The sequence below is a fragment of the Micromonospora musae genome (assembly GCF_003626545.1).
Taxonomy (GTDB): domain Bacteria; phylum Actinomycetota; class Actinomycetes; order Mycobacteriales; family Micromonosporaceae; genus Micromonospora; species Micromonospora musae.
Window position 1 is genome coordinate 183,662 of the sequence record NZ_RAZS01000007.1, and the last position, 21,216, is coordinate 204,877.

Annotated in this window: 19 protein-coding genes, 1 tRNA gene and 1 pseudogene; 12 read left to right on the forward strand and 9 right to left on the reverse strand. The window is 70.0% G+C overall.

Annotated features, from left to right (window positions below):
* Window positions 1–35: 35 nt before the first annotated feature.
* On the forward strand, window positions 36–1,445 hold the full coding sequence (locus D7147_RS20815) for a class II fumarate hydratase (protein WP_199734218.1): 1,410 nt from the start codon (window positions 36–38) through the stop codon (window positions 1,443–1,445).
* A gap of 558 nt (window positions 1,446–2,003) precedes the next feature.
* Here D7147_RS20815 and D7147_RS20820 read toward each other — a convergent pair.
* Window positions 2,004–2,549, reverse strand: coding sequence for a CGNR zinc finger domain-containing protein (locus D7147_RS20820; protein ID WP_120680631.1), 546 nt, complete (start codon window positions 2,547–2,549; stop codon window positions 2,004–2,006).
* Window positions 2,550–2,634: 85 nt separating this feature from the next.
* Between D7147_RS20820 and D7147_RS20825 the strand changes: the two genes are divergently transcribed.
* Window positions 2,635–3,600 (forward strand): EamA family transporter, encoded by a 966-nt coding sequence (locus tag D7147_RS20825; RefSeq protein ID WP_120680224.1) that lies wholly within the window; start codon window positions 2,635–2,637, stop codon window positions 3,598–3,600.
* 285 nt (window positions 3,601–3,885) lie between these two features.
* On the forward strand, window positions 3,886–4,596 hold the full coding sequence (locus tag D7147_RS20830; protein WP_120680226.1) for an HAD family hydrolase: 711 nt from the start codon (window positions 3,886–3,888) through the stop codon (window positions 4,594–4,596).
* 88 nt (window positions 4,597–4,684) lie between these two features.
* Here D7147_RS20830 and D7147_RS33125 read toward each other — a convergent pair whose 3' ends face one another.
* Together D7147_RS33125 and D7147_RS20850 are read right to left on the reverse strand one after the other, a co-directional pair.
* A complete protein-coding gene (locus D7147_RS33125) occupies window positions 4,685–5,905 on the reverse strand; it encodes an endonuclease domain-containing protein (RefSeq protein WP_233563259.1) in 1,221 nt (406 codons plus the stop codon).
* A gap of 285 nt (window positions 5,906–6,190) precedes the next feature.
* A complete protein-coding gene (locus D7147_RS20850; RefSeq protein WP_233563295.1) occupies window positions 6,191–6,799 on the reverse strand; it encodes a helix-turn-helix domain-containing protein in 609 nt (202 codons plus the stop codon).
* A gap of 252 nt (window positions 6,800–7,051) precedes the next feature.
* On the opposite strand from D7147_RS20850, the gene cysS reads away from it, so the two are divergent.
* Complete coding sequence (cysS, locus tag D7147_RS20855; protein WP_120680230.1) at window positions 7,052–8,470, forward strand: cysteine--tRNA ligase; 1,419 nt, start codon at window positions 7,052–7,054, stop codon at window positions 8,468–8,470.
* Window positions 8,470–9,606, forward strand: a complete 1,137-nt coding sequence (rlmB, locus tag D7147_RS20860) for a 23S rRNA (guanosine(2251)-2'-O)-methyltransferase RlmB (protein WP_120680232.1) — start codon at window positions 8,470–8,472, stop codon at window positions 9,604–9,606. Before cysS ends, rlmB begins: the two co-directional genes overlap by 1 nt.
* 65 nt (window positions 9,607–9,671) lie before the next feature.
* Here rlmB and D7147_RS20865 read toward each other — a convergent pair whose 3' ends face one another.
* On the reverse strand, window positions 9,672–10,763 hold the full coding sequence (locus D7147_RS20865) for an ABC transporter ATP-binding protein (protein ID WP_120680234.1): 1,092 nt from the start codon (window positions 10,761–10,763) through the stop codon (window positions 9,672–9,674).
* Window positions 10,764–11,117: 354 nt separating this feature from the next.
* Here D7147_RS20865 and D7147_RS20870 point away from each other — a divergent pair.
* Window positions 11,118–11,194, forward strand: a tRNA-Thr gene (locus D7147_RS20870).
* 838 nt (window positions 11,195–12,032) lie between these two features.
* On the opposite strand, the gene D7147_RS32160 is transcribed toward D7147_RS20870, so the two are convergent.
* Together D7147_RS32160 and D7147_RS20875 are read right to left on the reverse strand one after the other, a co-directional pair.
* Window positions 12,033–12,314: a hypothetical protein gene (locus D7147_RS32160; protein WP_147437417.1), complete on the reverse strand. Its 282-nt coding sequence runs from the start codon at window positions 12,312–12,314 to the stop codon at window positions 12,033–12,035.
* The gene (locus tag D7147_RS20875; protein ID WP_158609369.1) at window positions 12,311–13,360 is read right to left on the reverse strand and encodes a nucleotidyltransferase family protein; all 1,050 of its coding nucleotides are present in this window, start codon (window positions 13,358–13,360) and stop codon (window positions 12,311–12,313) included. The genes D7147_RS32160 and D7147_RS20875 overlap by 4 nt, the downstream gene beginning before the upstream one ends.
* A 254-nt stretch (window positions 13,361–13,614) precedes the next feature.
* Between D7147_RS20875 and D7147_RS20880 the strand changes: the two genes are divergently transcribed.
* A complete protein-coding gene (locus tag D7147_RS20880; RefSeq protein ID WP_120680238.1) occupies window positions 13,615–14,121 on the forward strand; it encodes a hypothetical protein in 507 nt (168 codons plus the stop codon).
* 275 nt (window positions 14,122–14,396) lie between these two features.
* Here D7147_RS20880 and D7147_RS20885 read toward each other — a convergent pair whose 3' ends face one another.
* A complete protein-coding gene (locus tag D7147_RS20885) occupies window positions 14,397–14,846 on the reverse strand; it encodes a hypothetical protein (RefSeq protein WP_120680240.1) in 450 nt (149 codons plus the stop codon).
* Between the two features lie 242 nt (window positions 14,847–15,088).
* Entirely contained in the window at window positions 15,089–15,385 is a 297-nt protein-coding gene (locus D7147_RS20890) for a hypothetical protein (protein WP_120680242.1), read from the reverse strand.
* A 951-nt stretch (window positions 15,386–16,336) separates the two neighbouring features.
* Here D7147_RS20890 and D7147_RS20895 point away from each other — a divergent pair.
* The 3 genes and pseudogenes from D7147_RS20895 to D7147_RS20905 form a co-directional block, all read left to right on the forward strand.
* Window positions 16,337–17,482: pseudogene (locus D7147_RS20895) on the forward strand (macrolide family glycosyltransferase); the annotation flags it as partial.
* Window positions 17,483–17,486: 4 nt separating this feature from the next.
* Window positions 17,487–17,978: a hypothetical protein gene (locus tag D7147_RS20900; protein WP_120680246.1), complete on the forward strand. Its 492-nt coding sequence runs from the start codon at window positions 17,487–17,489 to the stop codon at window positions 17,976–17,978.
* A complete protein-coding gene (locus D7147_RS20905) occupies window positions 17,975–18,919 on the forward strand; it encodes a hypothetical protein (RefSeq protein ID WP_120680248.1) in 945 nt (314 codons plus the stop codon). The genes D7147_RS20900 and D7147_RS20905 overlap by 4 nt, the downstream gene beginning before the upstream one ends.
* A gap of 146 nt (window positions 18,920–19,065) precedes the next feature.
* On the opposite strand, the gene mgrA is transcribed toward D7147_RS20905, so the two are convergent.
* A complete protein-coding gene (gene mgrA / locus D7147_RS20910) occupies window positions 19,066–20,097 on the reverse strand; it encodes an L-glyceraldehyde 3-phosphate reductase (RefSeq protein ID WP_199734219.1) in 1,032 nt (343 codons plus the stop codon).
* A 200-nt stretch (window positions 20,098–20,297) separates the two neighbouring features.
* Between mgrA and D7147_RS20915 the strand changes: the two genes are divergently transcribed.
* Window positions 20,298–20,696, forward strand: a complete 399-nt coding sequence (locus D7147_RS20915) for a helix-turn-helix domain-containing protein (RefSeq protein ID WP_199716659.1) — start codon at window positions 20,298–20,300, stop codon at window positions 20,694–20,696.
* Between the two features lie 35 nt (window positions 20,697–20,731).
* The gene (locus D7147_RS20920; RefSeq protein WP_120680637.1) at window positions 20,732–21,148 is read left to right on the forward strand and encodes a VOC family protein; all 417 of its coding nucleotides are present in this window, start codon (window positions 20,732–20,734) and stop codon (window positions 21,146–21,148) included.
* The last annotated feature ends 68 nt before the right edge of the window (window positions 21,149–21,216 follow it).

Below are 21,216 nucleotides of genomic sequence, written 5' to 3' on the forward strand. Positions count from 1 at the left end.
GCGATCATCTGCATAGCGCCGTGCGGCGCGGCAGGATGGTACGCGTGACGAATCCAGACGTGCCGGGTTACCGGATCGAACGCGACTCGATGGGTGAGGTGGAGGTGCCCGCCGAGGCGCTGTGGCGGGCACAGACGCAACGCGCCGTGCAGAACTTCCCGATCTCCGGCCGCGGGATCGAACCGGCGCAGATCAAGGCGCTGGCGCAGATCAAGGGCGCGGCGGCGCAGGTCAACGGCGAGCTGGGGGTGATCGACGCGAACGTGGCGGCGGCGATCGCCGCGGCGGCGGCGCACGTGGCCGACGGCGGCTACGACGACCAGTTCCCGATCGACGTGTTCCAGACCGGCTCCGGTACGTCGTCCAACATGAACGCCAACGAGGTGATCGCGACGTTGGCCGGCCGGGAGCTGGGCCGGGACGTGCACCCGAACGACGACGTGAACGCCTCCCAGTCCAGCAACGATGTCTTCCCGTCCTCGATCCACCTGGCCGCCACCCAGTTCGTGGTGGAGGATCTGATCCCCTCTCTCCGGCAGCTGGCCGAGGCGTTGGAGGCTAAGTCGGCCGAGTTCGAGACCGTGGTGAAGGCGGGTCGTACGCACCTGATGGACGCCACCCCGGTCACCCTGGGGCAGGAGTTCGGCGGGTACGCGGCGCAGGTCCGCTACGGCCTCGAGCGGCTGGAGAGCACGCTGCCCCGGCTGGCCGAGCTGCCGTTGGGCGGGACCGCGGTGGGCACCGGCATCAACACTCCGCTGGGCTTCGCCGCCGCGGTGATCGGCAAGCTGCGCGACTCGACCGGGTTGCCGCTGACCGAGGCGCGCAACCACTTCGAGGCGCAGGGCGCCCGGGACGCGCTGGTCGAGACGTCCGGTCAGCTCCGGACCATCGCGGTCGGGCTCTACAAGATCGCCAACGACATCCGCTGGATGGGCTCCGGGCCCCGGGCCGGCCTGCGCGAGCTGCGGATCCCCGACCTCCAGCCCGGCTCGTCGATCATGCCGGGCAAGGTGAACCCGGTCGTCGCCGAGGCGATGCGGCAGGTCTGCGCGCAGGTGATCGGCAACGACGCCGCAGTGGCCTTCGCCGGCAGTCAGGGCGACTTCGAACTGAACGTCATGCTGCCCGTGATGGGCCGCAACCTGCTGGAATCCATCAAGCTGCTGGCCGCGTCGAGCCGGCTCTTCGCCGAGCGCCTGGTGGTCGGTCTGGTGGCGGACGCCGAGGTGGCGTTGGCGTACGCCGAGGGCTCGCCCTCGATCGTCACCCCGCTCAACCGCTACCTGGGGTACGACGAGGCCGCCTCGATCGCCAAGGAGGCGCTCGCGAAGCAGCTCTCGATCCGCGAGGTGGTGGTCTCCCGCGGGCACGTGGACTCGGGGAAGCTCACCGAGACCCAGCTGGAAGAGGCGCTCGACCTGCTCCGGATGACCCACCCCTGATCGCCAGGGTTCGTTGCCCATCGCCGGTCCGACGCTGAGCGGCGCTGGTTTGGCGCCGTTTGGCGCTGAGCGGCGGTGAGCCGCGCTGGTCCGGCGCGTCGGTGTGCGGCCGGCCGGTCGGTCCGGAACATGGTGCGGCGCTCCTTTGGAGCTGAGTCACCTGCGTCGTCATCCGGGCCCGCGCGGGGTCGCCGGCCGGGGAGCGGGCTGTCCGGAGCCGCTCAGCCGGAAAAGTGGGCCGTCCGGGATCGCCTGGATGGGGAAGCGGCGTGTGGGACTGCCCGGCCGGGGAGTGGCCGTCCGGGGCCGGCCGACGGGAAAGGTGGGCCGTTCGGGATCGCCTGATGGGGGAGCGGGCCGTAGGACTGCCGGGCCGGGGAGCAGGCCGTCCGGGACGGGCCGGCCGGGGGGCGGGCCCGTTCGGGATCGCCTGAAGAGGGAGCGGGCTGTGGGACTGCCCGACCGGGGAGCAGGTCGTCCGGAACCGCTCGGCGGGGGACGGTCCCGCGTGACGCGCCGGTGCTGTCGGCGGCCGCCCGGCCGGGCTCGCCGAGCTGGTCAGCCCTGGGTGGCTGCCTTGCGGGCCCGGTAGGCCGTGACTGCGGCGCGGTTGCCGCAGCCCGCCTCGCAGAACCGCCGCGAGCGGTTGCGGGAGAGGTCGACGAGCACGTTGTCGCAGTCGGGGTGGGCGCAGGCGCGCAGCCGGTTCAACTCCCCGTTGCGGACCAGGTCGGCGACCGCCATGGCCGCCTCGACCGCCATCCGGATGGCCAGCGGGGCGTCCCGGGGTACGGCGTGGAAGTGGTACGGCTCGTCGTCGTGCGTGATGAGCTGTGGGAGGGCGGCGTGCTCCCGGAGCAGGCCGTTGACGATGGTCACGACCTCGTGGACGTCCGCGTCCCAGATCCGGCGGAGGCGGGGCCGGAGCTCGCGTACCGAGGTCAGTTCGGCTTCGGTGTGCTCGTGCCGTCCGGTGTAGGCGTGCGCGACGTAGAACTCATCGAGGGCTGTCACGTCGGGTAGCCCCTCACCCCCGCCACCAGCGGTGTTGACGAGAGCGGCGGCGGCGATCAGCGAGCACTCGGTGTCATGGGCAAAAAGCAACTTGACTCCTGTCGGGATGGCCACCTAGCGTCATCGGCGTACCCCTAGTTTGCCCATTACCGCTGTGACGTGCCAGGGAGGCCCGATGCAGAAGTCGCCCGCCGCCGGACTCGGCCTCGGTCTCGCCCTGCTCTCCGCGGTCACGTTCGCCACCTCGGGCACCTTCGCCCGGTCCCTGATCGAGGCCGGCTGGTCGGCCCCGTCCGCCGTCATCGCCCGGGTCGGGCTCGCCGCGCTGGTGCTCGCCGTGCCGGCGGCTCTCGCGCTGCGCGGCCGGTGGCCCGTGCTGCGACGCAACCTCGGCGTGGTGGGCGTCTTCGGGCTGCTCGGGGTGGCGCTCGCCCAGGTCTGCTTCTTCAACGCCGTCCGCTATCTCCCGGTCGGCGTCGCGCTGCTCCTGGAGTACCTGGGCATCATTCTGGTCGTCGCCTGGACGTGGCTGGTCCACAAGCAGCGCCCCCGTCGACTGACCGTCGCCGGCGCGGTCGCGGCGCTGGCCGGCCTGGTCTTCGTGCTCGACCTCACCGGCGACGCGCGGCTCGACGTGCTCGGCGTGCTCTGGGGGCTGGGCGCGGCCGTGGGCCTGGCCGGCTACTTCGTGCTCGCCGGTCGCGTCGACGCCCAACTGCCCTCGGTGGTGCTCGCCAGCGGCGGAATGGGCGTCGGCGCCGCCGCACTGGCCCTCCTCGGGCTCGTCGGAGTGCTGCCGCTGCACGCCGTCTTCGGCGACGTCAGCTTCGCCGGGCAACAGACCAGCTGGCTCGTGCCGATCGCCGGACTCTCCCTGGTCGCGGCCGTGGTCGCGTACCTGACGGGGATCGCCGGGGCGCGGATCCTCGGCCCGCGGCTGTCGTCGTTCGTCGGGCTGACCGAGGTCATGTTCGCCGTCCTCATCGCCTGGCTGGTCCTCGGCGAGCTGCCGAGGATGGTGCAACTGCTCGGCGGCGTGCTGATTGTGGCCGGGGTCGCGCTCGTGCGTCTCGGCGAGCAGCGCGAGACAGCTACGACGCCCGAGGCGATCCCCGAACCCGCCCTCGCCGCCGACCGCTGACCCCGGCGCGCCTAGCCAAGATCGTTCCCGAGTTCTGTGAAGTCGGGCTGTCCCGGTCGCCCGGATACCCCGACTTCACGGAAGTCGAGTTGATCTCGGCGTGGCCGACGCGATTGCCACCTTGTCGGGGCCGAGATGTCAGGCGGCGGCATGGTTGGACACGGACGCACACGGTGTGACTGGCGGGACACTCCCGCGGCGCAGCCAGGGTTGCCGGCGGCCGGGGGACGGCCGAATGGGCGACCCGGGCGGAACGCAATCATCGAAGATGTCACCCTCATAGTCGTGCTGACCACGATCGTCTTCGACGCCGACGAGACACTGATCGACCTCCGACCGGCGGTGACGGGGGGACTCGTGGCCGTACTCGAGGAGATGCGACAGCTCACCCCGGCGGCCGCCGATGTGTCGCTCGCGGACCTGGAGGCGGACTGGGCGGTGGTCTTCGGTGAATCGCCCGCCGCGCCGATCATCGAGATCCGCCGCGCGGCGCTGACGCGTTCGCTCTCGCGGGCCGGACTCGACGCGCACCTCGATGCCATCGCGGCTCTCTTTTTCGCCCGGCGATTCGCGCTCACCCGGCCGTTCCCGGACGTGCAGCCCGCGTTGGCTCTGCTGCGTGACCGGTGGACGCTGGGTTTCGCCACCAACGGCAACAGCCGCACCGAACGTTGCGGCCTCGCGGGGGAGTTCGCGTTCGAGCTGTATGCGCACGAGAACGGGGTACCCAAGAAGCCCGCACCTGAGTTCTACGCGGCGGTGGTCGACGCCGCGGGCGTCCCGGCGTCGCGGGTGGTGTACGTGGGCGACTCTCTCGACCACGATGTGGTCGCCGCCCAACGAGCCGGCCTGCGGGCTGTCTGGCTCAACCGCCTCGCGCTGCCCTGTCCAGCGGACGTGTTCCCGGACGGGCAGGTGCCCACGATGGCGGAACTGCCGTCCCTGCTGGCTGACCTGGCCGGCGAATCTTCGCCTGATCATTCCCGAGTTCCATGAAGTCGGGGTGTCCCGGTCGCCCGGATACCCCGAATTCATGGAAGTTGAGTTGATCTCGACGGGTGGCCGGGTTGGTGGGCGGGGGTGGTCACCGGCGCCAGCCGCGGGCGGCCAGCGCCGCGCGGACCTCTCGAAGCACCCCCGCGAAGTCGTTGTGCATTCGGCGACTGGTCACATGCAGCACCAGCCAACCGGCGGCGACCAACTGGTTGAGCCGTTTGCGGTCGGTGTGCAGCCGCTCGGGGTCGGCGTGCCAGTGGCCGTCGTACTCGATCGCGACCCGGAGCTGCGGCCAGGCGAGGTCGGGATGGAGGATCAAGCCGCTGGGCAGGCGTACCGGATGTTGTGCGAGCGGCCGGGGTAGCCCGGCCAGCACCAGCCGGACGCGCAGGTGCGACTCCGGTGGCGATTGAGCACGGCCATCGGCCAGGCCGAAGACCCATCGGGCCCGCTGCGCACCCGGCCGGCCGGCGTTCGCGTCGGCGATGGCGGTCAACTCGCCGGGGTGGGTGAGCCCGCCGGCGAGCAGGGTGTCGACGATGCCGACCGCGCGGACCGGTTCCAGCCAGACCGCCGTCTCCCAGGCGGCCTGACCGGGGCTGGTGCGCGGTAGGGCGCCCGTCGGTCGGTCGATCGTCACGGTCGCTCGCCCGGACTGCCCGGACTGCCCGGACTGCCTGGACTGCGCGGACAGCCCGGACCGCTCGGACTGCCCGGACTGCGCGAACAGCCTGGACTGCGCGGACAGCCTGGACCGCTCGGACCGCTCGGACCGCTCGGACTGCCTGGACTGCGCGAACAGCCTGGATTGCGAGGACAGCCCGGACCGCGGGGACTGCCCGGGCCGCCCGGACCGCTCGGGTGCGCCCAGGGTCGACCCGGGCTCCGGGGCCTGCGATGCGCCCACGACTGTTGGTGGTCCGCCTGTGAGGGTCGGTGGTCCGCCCGCGAGGGCTGGTGGCGCGTCGCCGCCGATGTGCAGGCGTAGGCCGCGTTGCGCGCCGGACCGTACCTGCGGCGGCAGCAGCACGTGCACGTCGTCGGTGAAGGTCGCGGCATGGTCGACGCCATGCAGGTAGGCGGCTGACGGCCCGGCGATCAGCACCCCGGACGGCAGGCGTAGCAGCGCCGCCCGGCAGGCGAGGGAGTGGTCGCGGTCGAGCCGAGCGTCGGCGTAGACGTCGTGGCGCAGCCGGAGCCAGGCCGAGCTACGCAGCTGGTGTTCGGTGATCAACCCTTGCCGGATTGCCGCGGAACCGCGGAAGACCTGCCAGGCGAGGGCGTCCGGCCGATGTGGTCGAGGTGGCATGCCTTTGAGCGTGCCCGCTGGGCACGGACCGGCGGCACCCTTGTGGACAACGGTGACCGGCCGGGCTGGGACCCCCTGTGGAGAACACCAGGGCGGCCTGCCGGGCGTGCTATAGGTGATCGACTCGGGTTCTGTGAAGTCGGGGTGTCGAGCGGACCCGGATACCCCGACTTCCAGGAACCCGAGTCGATCAAGCGAGCGCGGGCCGAGCGCGGCTGAGCGCGGCTGAGCGCGCCCGAGCTGAGCGCGAGACCGAGCCGAGTGTCGGTCGGGTCGGGCGTCGGGTCAGCCGAGGGCCGTGGCGATCGCGGCGGCGGCGGCGCGTACCTGCGTGCCGACCGTGTCGACGTTCAGCGGCGCGAGCGCGACCACGCCGACGCTCGCCTCCAGGCCCGGCACGCCGAGCACGGGCGCGGCCACCCCGTACGCCCCGGCCTGCAGCTCCCCGCTGCTGCTCACCGGGTCGGCGGAGCCCGACCGGCCCGCCAGGATGGCCCGGCCGGCGGCCCCCCGGTCCAGCGGATGCCGCGCCCCCGTCCGGTATGCGACGTGGAACGACGTCCAGCTCGGCTCGACCACCGCGAGGGCCACGCCCTCGCCGCCCTCGACGACGGTCAGGTGCGCGGTGGCACCGGCCTGCTCGGCGAGCCGACGCAGCGCGGGGAGCGCGGCCTCGGCCAGCAGCGGCTGCGCCCGCCGGGCCAGGTGCAGGAGCCCCGCCCCCAGCCGCAGCCGGCCGGCCTCGTCGCGCCGGAGCATCCCGTGCCCGGTCAGCGGGCCGGCCAGCCGGTAGACCGCGGCCCGGCCGATGCCCAGCCGGTTGGCGGCCTCGGTCACGGTCAGCCCGTTCGGCGCCTCCGCCACCAGGTGCAGCAGACGCAACCCCCGGTCCAGGGTCTGCGCCGACTCGCCGGTTCGAGCGACGGTCCTGCCCGGGTTCGCCGCAGCCGCCGTCGGGGTCGCGCCTTGTGGAGACCCGGTGCGGTCGCCCGGGCGCGACGCAGGGTTGTCGGCCCGGGCCGCCGCGAACGGGGTCGCGGAGCGGCTCGTCGCGCCGCCGCCGGGCCGTGCCGCCGTGTCCATGACAGGGAGCGTACGACGAGCCACGGGCCGACCCGGAAAAGCGCGGACGGCTACCCTTGTACGGTGACGCTGCGCTTGTACGACACCGCCACCCGGTCGGTCCGGGACTTCGTTCCCCGCGAATCCGGCAAGGTGTCTGTCTACCTGTGTGGTCTCACCCTCCAGGCGCCGCCGCACATCGGCCACCTCCGCTCCGGAGTGAACTACGACATCCTGCGCCGCTGGCTGACCGCCGAGGGCTACCAGGTCACCTTCGTCCGCAACCTGACCGACATCGACGACAAGATCCTCGTGAAGGCGGAGGAGCAGGGGCGGCCGTTCTGGTCGATCGCGTACGCCAACGAGCAGATTCTGAGCGAGTCGTACCGGCAGCTCAACGTGCTGCCACCGACGTACGAGCCGCGCGCGACGGGGCACATCCCGGAGATGCACGAGCTGATCGCCAAGTTGATCGCCGACGGGCACGCCTACCCGGCGCTCGACGGCTCGGGCGACGTCTACTTCGACATCCGCTCCTGGCCGGCGTACGGGTCGCTGTCGAACCAGTCGCCGGAGGACATGCAGTCGGCCGGAGACGCCCCCGAACGGGGCAAGCGCGACCCGCGTGACTTCGCCCTCTGGAAGGGCGCGAAGCCCGGCGAGCCGTCGGACGCCTACTGGCCGTCGCCGTGGGGCCGGGGCCGTCCCGGCTGGCACATCGAGTGCTCGGCGATGTGCTGGCGCTACCTGGGGGCGGAGTTCGACATCCACGGCGGCGGGCTCGACCTGACCTTTCCGCACCACGAGAACGAGCTGGCCCAGTCCACGGCCGCCGGGCTGCCCTTCGCCCGCTACTGGGTGCACCACGGTCTGCTCAGCATCGGCGGCGCGAAGATGGGCAAGTCGCTCGGCAACACGCTCGACCTGGCGTACGTCGACTCCCTCGGTGTGCGACCGGTGGAGCTGCGCTACTACTACGCCGCCGCGCACTACCGCTCCCGGATCGACTACTCGGAGGAGGCGCTCCGGGAGGCGGCCACCGCGTACCGGCGGATCGAGGGGTTCGTGCAGCGGGCCGTCGAGCGGGTCGGCGCCGGCCGGCTCGGCGAGCTGCCGGCCGCCTTCGTCGCGGCGATGGACGACGACCTGAACACCTCCGCCGCGCTGGCCGTACTGCACGAGGTGGTCCGGGACGGCAACACCGCGTTGACGGGCGGCGAGGATGTGACCGTCCGCACGGCGCTGGCCGCCACCCGCGCGATGCTGGATATCCTCGGCCTTGACCCCCTCGACCCGGCGTGGAACGCCGGTGGCCAGGCGGACGATCTGCGTGATGTGGTGGATTCCCTCGTCGCTCTGGCCCTGGAGCAGCGCGCGCAGGCTCGTAGCCGCAAGGACTGGGCCGCCGCTGACGCCGTACGGGACCAGCTCAAGCAGGCCGGCGTGGTGGTCGAGGACACCCCCCAGGGCCCCCGTTGGACTATTGGAGAGCAGAAGATCTGATGGCTGGCAACTCCCAGCGTCGCGGGCGGCGGGTGACGCCCAAGGCGGGCGCCCCGAAGGGCTCAGGCGGTAAGAACCGGGACTCCCTCGCCGGTCGGGGGCGTACCCTGCCGGCCGACGAGCGGCCGTGGCACAAGGGGTACTCGGGCACCGAGAAGCTGCCCCAGCGCACCGCCTGGAAGCAGGAGAAGGAGCGCCGGGCCGCCGCCGAGGAGGGGCGCGCCCCCAAGATCGGTCAGCCGGGTACGAAGGACACCACCTGGGGCAAGGGTGGTGGCCGGGGCGTTTCGGCGGGCGGCGGCGGTCGCGGTGCGGCCGGTCGCGGTGGCAAGCCGGCCGGGCGGAGCGGCCCGCGGGTCGCCCCGGGACGCAAGTCGAACCCGTCCCGGGACGCGCCCGAGCTGCTGGTCGGCCGTAACCCGGTGGTGGAGTCGCTGCGCGCCGGAGTGCCGGCGACCGCGCTCTACACCGCCCAGGGCATCGACATCGACGATCGGATCAACGAGATCGTCCGGACGGCCGCCGACCGGGGCATCGCGATCCTCGATGTGAGCCGGGCCGAGCTGGACCGGATGACCGGTGGGGTGCTGCACCAGGGCGTCGGCCTCCAGGTGCCGCCCTTCGCGTACCAGCCGTTCGAGGACATGTTGGCCGCCGCCGTCGAGCATCCGGCGCCGCTGCTCGTCGCGCTGGACGGGGTCACCGACCCGCGTAACCTCGGCGCGGTGCTCCGCTCCGCCGCCGCGTTCGGCGCGCAGGGTGTCTTCGTACCGGAGCGGCGGGCCGCCGGGATCACCGCGACCGCCTGGCGGACCAGCGCCGGTGCGGCGGCGCGCGTGCCGGTCGCCCAGGTGACCAACCTGACCCGGTCGTTGAAGGCGTGCCAGAGCGCCGGCTTCATGGTGGTCGGCCTGGACGCCGACGGCGAGACCGAGCTGTACTACCTCGAGGCTGCGGTGGGGCCGCTGGTCGTGGTTGTGGGCTCGGAGGGGCGCGGGCTGTCCCGGCTGGTCGGGGAGACCTGTGACCTGACGGTGAGCATCCCGATGGTCTCCGAGGTGGAGTCGCTGAACGCGAGCGTGGCCGCCGCGGTCACCCTCGCCGAGGTGGCCCGCCGCCGCTCGACCACCGACTGAGTCACTCGACAGACGACGAAAGGGGCGGTCCGCCGATGGCGGGCCGCCCCTTTCCGGGTCGTACGTCAGATCCGCTTGCCGGTGGCGGCGTTGAAGACGTGCGTACGGTCGGCGTTCGGCTTGACGAACACGGTGTCACCCATGTTCGGCATGTTACGGCGGTCGGTCCGGACGACGAAGCGCTCGGAGTTGCCGCCCAGCGCGGCGTGCCCGTAGACGTTGGCGTCGGAGCCCAGGTCCTCGACCAGCTCGACCACGATCGGCATGCCGCCCTCGGTGGGGCTGACCAGGTCGACGTCCTCCGGACGGAAACCGACGGTCACCTTGCCGTCGCCGCCCTCGGCCTTCGCGGCCTCGGCCTGCTCGCGGGTGAGCGGCACGAGCAGTTCGGCGAACTGGGCGCCCTTCTCGGTCAGCGGCACCGTCTTGATGTTCATGGCCGGGGAGCCCATGAAGCCGGCGACGAAGACGTTGGCCGGGGTGTCGTAGAGCGCCCGCGGGGTGTCCACCTGCTGGAGCTCACCGTCGAGCAGCACCGCGACCCGGTGGCCCATGGTCATGGCCTCGACCTGGTCGTGGGTGACGTAGACGGTGGTGACGCCGAGCTTGGCCTGCAGCGACGCGATCTGGGTACGGGTCTGCACCCGCAGCTTCGCGTCGAGGTTCGACAGCGGCTCGTCCATCAGGAAGACCTGCGGCTCACGCACGATCGCGCGGCCCATGGCCACCCGCTGGCGCTGACCACCGGAGAGCGCCTTCGGCTTGCGGCCCAGGTACTCCTCCAGCTGGAGCAGGCCGGCCGCCTCCTTGACCCGACGGTCGATCTCCGACTTCGGGGTCTTGCGGAGCTTCAGCGCGAACGCCATGTTCTCGTACACCGTCATGTGCGGGTAGAGGGCGTAGTTCTGGAAGACCATCGCGATGTCGCGGGACTTCGGGGGGAGGTGCGTGACGTCGCGCTGGTCGATGTAGATCGCACCCTGGTCGACGTCCTCCAAGCCGGCGAGCATGCGCAGGCTGGTGGACTTACCGCAACCGGAGGGGCCGACGAGGACGAGGAACTCGCCGTCGCCGATCTCGAGGTCGAGCTGGTTGACGGCGGGACGCTCGGTGCCCGGGTAGATCCGGGACGCCTTGGAATAGGTGACCGTAGCCATGGTGGTGCGCTTCCTTTCACCGGCAGGAACGTGCCGGACGATCCGAGTGAAGGAGCGACCGGCGCGTGTCGTGCCGGCCAACGGAGGTCAGGGAACCGGTCGCGGAGCGGCCGATTATGACGTCCGTGTCACTGCACCGTAAACGCCTTTCGGGGCGCTGCCAAGGTCGGGGCGATCTTCGGCACCCCGGCCGGTACGCATTCCGGTCAAGCGGGCACGGGCGGACATCAATCGCCACCCCTGACTGGCTCCGTCACTTCCGTGCCGGTCGGGATGTTGACGTTTCCCGTGCTGGGGAGGCCTGCCGAGCGGGAAATCCGGACGTCAGTCGCTATGCTGGCCACGACACCCAGCGCCCCTGTAGCTCAGCTGGCCAGAGCACTCGCCTTGTAAGCGAGATGTCGCCGGTTCGATCCCGGCCGGGGGCTCCAAATCCGCCAGGCGTTTCGCGGCGGCAGCCGTCTAGAGACAACCCGCTGACAGCAACGTTGACAGCAACGCGGTTCATGACAGCCGTCCGTCGAGCTTGCCGAGCGCCTGACGCATCGCATCAAGGCGGCCCTTGACGGGCCGCACGCGCCGACGCCTGGGCGCGCGTCCGTCGCTCCGCTGTCGCTCCACGCCGGCCACGCAACATGCCCGGCGACTGGCGCGGAGAGCGGGAGGCCCATGGGCCGCCGCAGACGAGTAGCTCTGAGCGTGGTGGAGGTTCGTCGCCGGCAGCCGGCCGCGCCGCGCCCGAGCAGCGCAGGAGAGTACGCGTCGGGTCCGCGCAGCAAGCCCCGAGCATGGGGGCGGTGTCCGCGCGAGGTGGGCCGGTCTTCCAGGAGCCGGCTTCGCAGCCGGCCAGGGTCAGGTCAACTGCTCACCTGGAAGGGGAGGGGTGCCCGCCGGTGGCCAGCTTTGACCTCGGGAGCCGGGTCGTGCCGGGCGAGGTTAGGTCAACTGCGCCACTGTGGCGGTGTCCGCCGGGGGGCGCGGTCCGTGACACGAGAGCCGCCTCAGTCTGCTCCGGCAGCGTCCGTGCGTGCGTCAAGGCCCGCTTGACGTGGCGGGCCCGCTCCTCAAGAAGGTGGTCGACGGTAGACAGGGTGGGGTAGCAGCGAGTTACGGCCGCTTGAGACACGCCCTAAACGAAGCACCGACCCGATAGGCTCGCTAAGGTCGCGCTGCAACGCGAGCCCATCGGGTCGGTGCTGGTCAAGCTATTGGCAGCCGGACGTGAAAACGGCCACATCTTGCTTCGGAGGGCTAAGCGGTAGCTGGCAGTCAGGCAGGAGCGCCGGTCAGGGTGGGGCGGCACTCCAGGTTCTGAAAGCCGCGCAGCGCAGAAGCGGCAAGCTCACGTACGTTCTGGAAGTACCGCGTGTGGGTCTTGGTCAGGGCTTCCCAGGATGCTGCGCCTAGAACTACAACCTCAACGTCTTGGTTCGCTCGGTACTCCATCTCGGCTTGGAACCTCGCGTCGAGCGCCTGCCCTGCACCCGAGAATTCTGCAGACCGGACGATCTCACCCATACGGCGATCAAACACCACAAGGTAGTGGTTCACTGCACGCCTCCGAGATCTACAAGCTGCTCTAAAGTCTTGATACTAGCGCGAACCCTGGCTCCGCGTCTCCTTGCGCTGTTCTCCATCGCCTGGAGGACGGTGCCGATCAAGCCCAGGGACCGAGCGATCGCCTGGCGAGCGGCGTGCGGGGAGTTCTCTACGCCTCGCGGGAAGGTTTTTCTAATGAACCTACCCGCTTTTCTCTTATCACGGAAGATGTGACGGGCTATCTGCTTGAAGCGGCGTTTAGCAACGAGGCAAAGGAATTCCATGTCCTTCTCGTGGTCGCCGGTAGGGCTTCGCTTCAGTGCTTTGTATTGATTTCTTGCGAACTCTTCAATCGCAGCCTCTTCCTCCGCAAAGAAGACCGATTCTAATTCCTGTCGTACGGCGTTGAAGAGCGTTTCCATCCTTTCTGCTTGATCGATCAGGTTGCTCAGGTCCAGAAGGTGTCGCACGAAGTTTGCGCGTGTTGTTGGAGGGAGAACGCGTTGGACTAGTTTGTCCGGATTCTCAGGGAGATCGCCATACCGGATTGACCGGCCCCACCGGTCAGCCAGGCTCTCCATTACCTGCGCCCACGAGTTCTGGACATCGGTTCGAACCTGTACCTCGACTTGAATGTCTTCTGGGTACACAATGACGTGCACAGCCCGATAGCCGTGGCTGGGATTAGAGCGACGGTCAACTACCCGTGGTGGCTTGGTTCGGTCGGAGAAGCGCTCGACGATTCTCTTGACAGCTTCGTCTTGGTGGTCGCGATTCCCGTCCAAGACGAGGCGGGCACCCGCGAAGTCCTGAACCCTGGCCAGCTCCATCTTTTCTTCGCGGCGCAACTTTTCGATCAAAGTGAGTTGAGTCTTGACTCTCGACGTTGCCTCACCGAAGCCAAGGGCATCCAGATCTGTCTTGACGGCATCCAAGACGGCCTGGTAGTAGCGGATCAGTTCTTGGAGTTTTATTAGGTCTTCATCGCTCGGGACGCTTTCCGTGCCGAGGCGCCGGCCGAGCCTGTTGATCTGGCTCTTGGATAAGGGGAGAGGCACCGAGGCACCGTATCGGTGGCTTGCGCCGAGTTGCAAGGTGGCGTCAAGCGCTGTCTGGCATCCGACTGCAGCACCCACGCCTTGTTTGCTCCGATCCAGCGGGGCCGAGGTGTAGACAGCAACTCGGTTGGCAGAAGGGGGTCGAGCCGAGCTTAAGGGCTCCAGTCCATGCCAGCGCCTGATCAGGTTGACCCGGTCGGCATCATCGAGGTGCGACGCCACTCTGGGTTCCCCTCGCGGTTGCGCTGATCGGCGTGCTCGGCACGCTCTCTGGCGGCACCGCGGGCGTGCTGATCACGCAGCGCCGATCGGACCGGCGAGAGGATAAGGCGTGGGAGCGAGAACGGGCACGTGAGCGCGAGCGATGGTGCCGAGAGGATGAGTCCAGGACGTTCGATCGCCGCCGTGAGTCCTATGTCGACTTTTATGACTCGCTCAAGGTCATGGCGCGGTTGGCTTACAACAAGGGCTACGGCTTCCTTGAGGAGTCTGAACTGCCGGACGACTGGCACACGCCAGCTTTCGAGAGGCTCAACCGTTTGAGGATCTTCGCTACTTCCTCGGTTGCTACGGCGGCTGCCTCGGCGTACAACGCCGCCTGGCGGTGGGGGCACTATTGCAAGCACGACGACCCGGATGACCCGAAGTTTCATGAGAGCCATGTCGCATACGACCACGCCGAAATCGACCTACTCATGAGGATTCGCGAGGATCTGGCGGTCCCCGGCAGCGACGTAGACGATGCGACACCCTTCATTTAGAGGTGCGGCACTTCCGGGCTGATGGCGGCGGAGGCTGGCCAACCACGGCCGTTGCGCCATATGAGTAGCCACGCGCCGTGGGCGGCGTGATCCGGAACATGCACGGAATGATTGAGCGCATCGCGACAGAGGTAACCAGTATTCGCCCTGGTAGGAGCCAAGATGACACGGCGGGCGCTACACCCTTCCTAAACCGTGTGTCGCTGGCGCGGGCGTGGCGCCCGGCGTTGGTTTAGCTGTCGTGGCGGTTCCCTCACACCGACGAGGTTCATTCGCTAGTCGCTGGTCAGTTGCCGACCGCGCTGGAGCGCTTCGTACTCAGCGGTCGACGGCGCTTGAGCGATGAAACCCTGTGACGCGATCAGCTGGCGCAGGCTGTGGGCCCGATTGACGTTACCCGCCTCGGACTCGCTGACCCGGAGAAGCACGTAGTCAGTTGGTCCGCCATCCTTCAGTTCATCGACAGCTTGGGACAGCTCCGCTGGCTCCCTAACTAGCTGAACACCGTAGACCTGAGTCCCGCTTGGCATCCAGCCCCGGATGGCCCGCTCACGGTTCAGGCGAAGCTCCTTCGTCTTCTCCTCGGCAAACTCCTTCTCAGCCTGTTGCCGGTCTCGCCAGTCTGCCCAAGCTGAGCGACTGCCGAACAAAGCCACTATGCCGAGGACGACAGCAAAGAGGCCGCCGGTTGCGTCGCCGAGGTTGCCTAGATCATCGAGGGTCACGATCGTTGAAGGTATCGGGTCAGCGCATGCGTTTGGTTGGCTGGGAGCGGCCCAGAGCTTGTGAGCGAAGCGTCAGGCGGGACCGAGGCGGCGAGAAGGCAGCGCGGACCCTCAACGAGCATCACGTGCGGCTGAAGGCCGAGCAGCGATCGCCGGCGGACGATGACGGACCGGGACACCAGGTGGGGCACGAGGACCGGGCGGTGGTCCAGCGGCGGGCAGCCGACTCGTAATGCGCAGATCTAGTCGCTCGCGGGAGGCGGGGCCGATGGCCTGGTAACCGCCGCGGCGTCACCCACCCGTAGCGTTGGATCTTCTGAGCCCATCAACTCACGGCGAGCGAGGATCTGGAACTCAGCCCAGATGTTGACCTTCTCGTCGTAGCCGGGATCGTCGTAGACGAACTCGTTGATGGCGTCTTTGGCCTGAGTCGAGGCCAGGATTTCGGCCTCCCCTGCGAGGCTTGCCATGAGAGGCACGTCGGCGAGAGGCGTCTCTTTGCCCAATTCATCGACGGGCCGGTTGAGGTATTCGCGCATGGCGAGTGTGGTGCGGGCGTAGAGATCCGCCCTCCGTGCCCATAGCCGATCTTCCGCAGCTAGCCGGCGCTCGTGTTCTCTGGCGTCGCGGGTAGCTTGCGCTTGTGCCGCTAAGGCACGTTCGCTAGCCGCCTCCTGGCGACGTATGGCGAAGACTGCTATGAAGGCAGCGGCAAGCGCTCCGAGGCCTGAGAGCAAGCCGCCGAGCTCCTGAAGCCAGGCCGGCAACACCGCACCACCCTCGCACAGAGCTCGGTGAATGGATAGTCGACGCTGGCCTTGATCGGTTCTCCGTACGACGCGCTATGCCCGGCTGACAACCACAAGCGGGCTCGCCAGCCGGGGTCGCTCTGGGGCGGCGGCGGGACGCCTTTCGACAGCAGCGCTGACAGCAACCATGCCGGACGGCAGCACGCTGAGGAGCATCGGCATGGACGAAGCTTCGAGCGAGCAGCCGTTCCCGGACGTATGTGGACGTGATGCACAGAGCTTGTAAGCGAGATGTAGCCGGTTCGATCCCGGCCGGGGGCTCCAAATCCGCCAGGCAAATCGCGACTGTCGTCGCCGCGAGAAGCACGCCGGGCGCGGATGCCCTTGAGAACCACGTCGGGCGGATCGCCGCCGACGGGAGAGTGCCCGGTCCACGGCGTGCCCTGTTAAGGCAGCGTTTACCCTGTGACAGCGGCCACCGCGACATGCGACCGACATCGGTCCATGCGGTGGCTGCGCTGCGCTCACCGGTCTGCACCCGGACCCGGACCGGGCGTCGGCGGACCAGGCGCGCGCGAACGCGTCCTGCGTCGGGCGAGAAAGGCGGATCATGATCGCTGAAGGTGGTCGGGCGGCGGCCCGTTCCCTGCCCCGGTCTCGCCGATGAGCACAATCGCCTTCCTCAACATCGCCATGCACGGGCACATCAACCCGACCCTGCCGGTCGTCTCCGAGCTTGTTCGTCGCGGCCACTCCGTCACCTACCACGCGGGGCACGCCTACGCGGAGGAGATCGCGGCCACCGGCGCGCGAGTGCTCGACTACCGCGGGGACGACGTACCGATGGCCGGCCCACCGACGCCGGTCACGCTGATGGAGCAGCTCGCCCGAATCGCCGTGCGCGTACTCCCCGCCGTTCTCGCCGAGCTGCGCGAGGCCCGGCCCGACCTGATCGTGCACGACTCCCTGTGCCCGTGGGGGCCGGTGGCCGCCCGCGAACTCGACGTGCCGGCAGCTTCCTCGTTCACCACGTTCGCCTTCAACCGGCACGTACCCAGCCCCACCCGCGGCTCCTGGCGGCTCCTCGCCGCGGCGGCGGTCCTGCCCCGGCACGCCGGGGGATACCTGAAGTCGCGTTGGCAGCTGCGCCGCCGCTACGACACCGGCGCCGTGCCCCTGATCGACCTGGCGAACATCCGTCAGCCGCTCAACCTGGTCTACACCTCGCGGGCTCTGCATCCCGAGGCTGGCAGCTTCGACCAGTCGTACTGCTTCGTCGGACCGAGCGTCGGCGCCCGCCCGCCCGACTCGTCGTTCCCGGCCGATCGGCTGCGGGACCCGGTGCTGTACGTCTCGATGGGCACGGTGTTCGGTGTCGGTCCGCGGCTGCTGCGCACCCTCGCCGACGCGCTCGCCCCGCTGGGCGGCACCGTGGTCGTCTCCACCGGACAGACCGATCCCGCCGCGCTGGGCCCGCTGCCGGCCAACGTGCTCGCCCAACGATTCGTGCCGCAGCCCGACGTGCTGGCCCGCGCGACCCTGTTCATCACCCACGGCGGGGTGAACAGCGTCAACGAGGCCATGTACGCCGGCGTCCCGATGCTGGTGGTTCCGCAGGGGGCGGACCAGACGTTGGTGGCTACCCGCATCACCGAGCTGGGCGCCGGCCTCTCGATCCGTACCGAGGAGGTCGGCGTGGAGGTCGTTCGCGCCCTCGCCCGGCGCCTGCTCGACGAGCCCCGGTTCCGGGCCGCCGCGAACACCCTGCGGGAGGCGCAGCGGCAGGCGGGCGGCTATCGGCGCGCCGCCGACGAGCTCGAACGTTATGTGCGGCAGTCCGGCCGGCCCACCCGGCCCGGGCCCACCGAAGAGCCGGCGCAGGGCTGATCCGGTGTCTCCCGTCGTCACCGTCCTGCTGCTCGTCGCCGGATTCTCCGAGGCCGCCGGGCGTCTCCTGCCGCTGGTGGCGCGCCTCTCCGGGGCGTCGCGTACCCGGGTGGTCGGGATGATGGTCGCCGGCGCCGTCGTCGACGGCGCGGTCTTCGCCCTCTGGCCGCTCTCCGCGTGGACCCTCGCCGAGCTGGTGCTGGTGACGTCCCCGTCCGACGAGGCCGCGCTGGTCTGGACGGCGGACCTCGCCGTGCCGCTGCTGCTCGCCGCCGTCCTCGCGTTCCCGCTGCTCGGGCCGTTCCTGCACCTGGTGCTCATGGTGGGGGTGGGGGCGGGTCTCGCCACCGCGCTCGCCACCGTGGCCGGGGTCGGCTGGTGGGGGGCGGCCGGCTGCGTGGCCGCCGCGGGGGTCGGGCTCGGCGTCGCCGTCGAGGGAGTCCGCCGCCTGGTCGTACGACTGAGTACCGGGCGGATGCCGGAGCCGCTCACATGACCGAGTTCGCGCTCCTGCTGCTGCTCGCCGGGATCGGTCCGGTCCTGCTCGCCGAGGCGCTGCTCGCCCGCTACGAGGTACTGGCCTACGTCGCGGGCTGGCGGACCCCCACCACCACGCTGCCCAAGGGCATGCCGCACGCCCGGGGCGCGGAGCCGGACCGCCCGCCGGGCGCCTACCTGGTCTACCTGGACGGCATCGGGAAGCGCCGCTTCCACGACACCCGCGACGGGGGTCGACTGGTCAAGTCCCTGATCGAGGGGGCGCCGGAGCTGAGGGTGCTGGGCCAGGTCCAGCCGTACTCCCCGCTGGCCAATCCGCTCGCCAACCGGCCCGTCTGGAGATGGCTGCGCCGGCGGGTCGGGCTGCTGCTCTTCCTGCACAACGTGATGCAGATCTTCGTCGCCGCCGATCGGCGTTACCGCCCCCTGTACAACCGCGCCGTCGGCTCGCAGATCGCCGCGCAGCTGCGACTCGCCGGGTACCAGCCGGAGAGCGGCATCCCCGTCGTGCTGCTCAGTTACAGCGGCGGTGCCCAGGTCGCCACCGGCGCGGTGGGCGAGCTCTGGGCCCAGCTGCGCTCCCCGCTCTGGCTGATCACGCTCGGCGCGTTCCACAACGGCGCAAACGACATCAGCCACGCGCAGCACCTCGACCAGCTCACCAGCGCCGGCGACCGGATCGAGCGGGTCGGCACCTGGATCTTCCCGCAGCGGTGGCGGCTCTTCCGCCGCAGCGGGTGGAACCGCGCCGCCCGCGACGGGAAGATCACGGTGCACCGGCTCGACCCGGCCACCCACGTCGGCCCGCTCAGCTACATCAGTCCGCAGGCCCGGCTCGCCGACGGCCGCAGTCACCTCGACCGGACCGCCGCCACCGTGATCGCGCTGATCCGGGATCGGCTGAGCGCGACTGCGGGGACCGACGGCCCGCCGCCCTGAGCTGCGCGGCCGTGGCGCACGGAAGAGACCAGCGCCACGCGGCCGGCAGGCCCGCGCCGGACGGCGACCGGCCGGCCGCGGCGGGTCGGGCCGTCGCGGCGACCCGACCCATCGACGCCGGGGGCGACCCGACCCACCGGCTCCGGTCAGCCGGCGCTCGACCGGGCCCAGAGGTTGATGCCCGACTCGGTCGCGTACTGCTCGATCTCGGTCAGCTCCTCGGCGCTGAAGGTGGCGTTCTCCAGCGCCGCCACGTTCGCCTCGAGCTGGGCGACGCTGCTCGCGCCGAGCACCGTGGAGGTCATCCGCGGGTCGCGCAGCGTCCAGGCGATCGCCAGCTGCGCGAGGCTCTGCCCGCGGCGCGCGGCGATGGCGTTCAACGCCCGGATCTTGCCTAGGTTCTCCTCGGTGAGCCACTCCGGGTAGAGGGAGGTCTGCGCGTTGGCCCGGGAGTCGGCCGGCACCCCGTCCAGGTAGCGGTCGGTCAGCATGCCCTGCGCCAGCGGCGAGAAGCCGATGCAGCCGACCCCCTCCCGCTCCAGCACGTCGAGCAGTTCGTCCTCGATCCACCGGTTCAACATCGAGTACGACGGCTGGTGGATCAGCAGGGGCGTACCGAGGTCACGGAGGATCGCGGCGGCCTCGGCGGTGCGGGCCGGCGAGTACGAGGAGATACCGACGTAGAGCGCCTTCCCGGCGCGCACCGCCGCGTCCAGCGCACCCATCGTCTCTTCCAGCGGGGTCTCCGGGTCGAAGCGGTGCGAGTAGAAGATGTCGACGTACTCCAGGCCCATCCGCTTGAGTGACTGGTCCAGCGACGCGGTCAGGTACTTGCGGGAACCGAGGTCGCCGTACGGGCCGGGCCACATGTCGTAGCCGGCCTTCGTCGAGATGACCAACTCGTCCCGGTACGGGCGGAGGTCGGTGGCGAGGACGCGGCCGAAGTTCTCCTCGGCCGACCCGTACGGGGGGCCGTAGTTGTTGGCCAGGTCGAAGTGGGTGATGCCCAGGTCGAAGGCGCGGCGCAGGATGGCCCGCTGGGTCTCCAGCGGTCGGTTGTCGCCGAAGTTGTGCCACAGGCCGAGCGAGACGGCGGGCAGTTTCAGGCCGCTGCGACCGGTCCGGCGGTACTCCATGCCGCGGTACCGGTCGGGCTCGGCGAGGTAGCTGGTGTTCACGGCACTCCTGTGATCGTGGTCTGGCGGTGGCGGCGGACCAGCACGGACCGCTCGCCGGTCAAGTCTTCAGCATCCCTCGGTGAGCGCCCCCGCCCGTGCCGCTCCTTCTGGGGCCTGTTTCACAGGATCGTGCCCGGCTCCGCCGGCGAGCCTTGGAAACAGACCCTGGGTAGCCTGGCCGTGAGGGTGAGGGGAGGGCCGTGAGCCGAGCGGTCGAGGAGTCGAACCGGGCGATGCTGCGCGCCCGGGACGCGATGGACCGCTCGTACGCCGATCCGCTGGACATTCCGGCGCTGGCCCGCATCGCGCACGTCTCCGAGGCGCACTTCATCCGCACCTTCCGGGCGACCTTCGGCGAGACCCCGCACCGCTACCTCCAGCGTCGGCGGGTCGAGCGGGCGATGTACCTGCTGCTCCGGACCGACCAGGACGTCACCGAGATCTGCTTCGCGGTCGGCTTCAGCAGCCTCGGCACCTTCAGCCGGACCTTCCGTCAGATCGTGGGGGAGCCCCCGACCGAGTACCGCCGGCGCAAGGTCGCGGTGGACGTACCGACCTGTTTCACGAAGGCCTGGACCCGACCCAGCAGTTTTGGATAAGCAGCAGGTCAGGGTGGCCCTCTAGCGTCATGGGCATGACTTTGAACGCACTCACCCGATCCTCGATCTACGTCCTCGACCAGGACGAGGCGCTCGACTTCTACGTCGGCAAGCTCGGCCTGGAGGTGAACACCGACGTCGACCTCGGCTTCATGCGCTGGCTGACGGTCAACGTCCCCGGCGACAAGCACCGCGAGATCCTGCTGGAGAAGCCCGGACCGCCGGCCCTCGACCCGGCGACCGCCGAGCAGGTCCGCGAGCTGCTGACCAAGGGCGCCATGGGTGGCTGGCTCTCCATCACCACCGACGACGCGCACAAGACGTACGAGACGCTCGTCGCCAAGGGCGTCGAGATCACCGACGAGCCGGCCGAGAGGTCGTACGGGATCGACTTCGGGATCCGCGACCCGTTCGGCAACAAGATCCGCATCGGCCAGATGCGCGAGGGCTGACCCGCTGACCCGGGCCGGGTGGGCACCCGCGGATCGGGAGGCGCGACTAATATCGCGCCTCCCGAAGC

Excerpts from the sequence above, each read along its gene's own strand:
- D7147_RS20890 (WP_120680242.1), bottom strand. The coding sequence starts at position 15,385 with ATGCGCGAATACCTCAACCGGCCCGTCGATGAATTGGGCAAAGAGACG.
- D7147_RS33125 (WP_233563259.1), bottom strand. The coding sequence starts at position 5,905 with ATGCCACCTCGACCACATCGGCCGGACGCCCTCGCCTGGCAGGTCTTC.
- D7147_RS20865 (WP_120680234.1), bottom strand. The coding sequence starts at position 10,763 with ATGGCTACGGTCACCTATTCCAAGGCGTCCCGGATCTACCCGGGCACC.
- D7147_RS20920 (WP_120680637.1), top strand. The coding sequence starts at position 20,732 with ATGACTTTGAACGCACTCACCCGATCCTCGATCTACGTCCTCGACCAG.
- D7147_RS20825 (WP_120680224.1), top strand. The coding sequence starts at position 2,635 with ATGCAGAAGTCGCCCGCCGCCGGACTCGGCCTCGGTCTCGCCCTGCTC.
- D7147_RS20905 (WP_120680248.1), top strand. The coding sequence starts at position 17,975 with ATGACCGAGTTCGCGCTCCTGCTGCTGCTCGCCGGGATCGGTCCGGTC.
- D7147_RS20815 (WP_199734218.1), top strand. The coding sequence starts at position 36 with ATGGTACGCGTGACGAATCCAGACGTGCCGGGTTACCGGATCGAACGC.
- rlmB (WP_120680232.1), top strand. The coding sequence starts at position 8,470 with ATGGCTGGCAACTCCCAGCGTCGCGGGCGGCGGGTGACGCCCAAGGCG.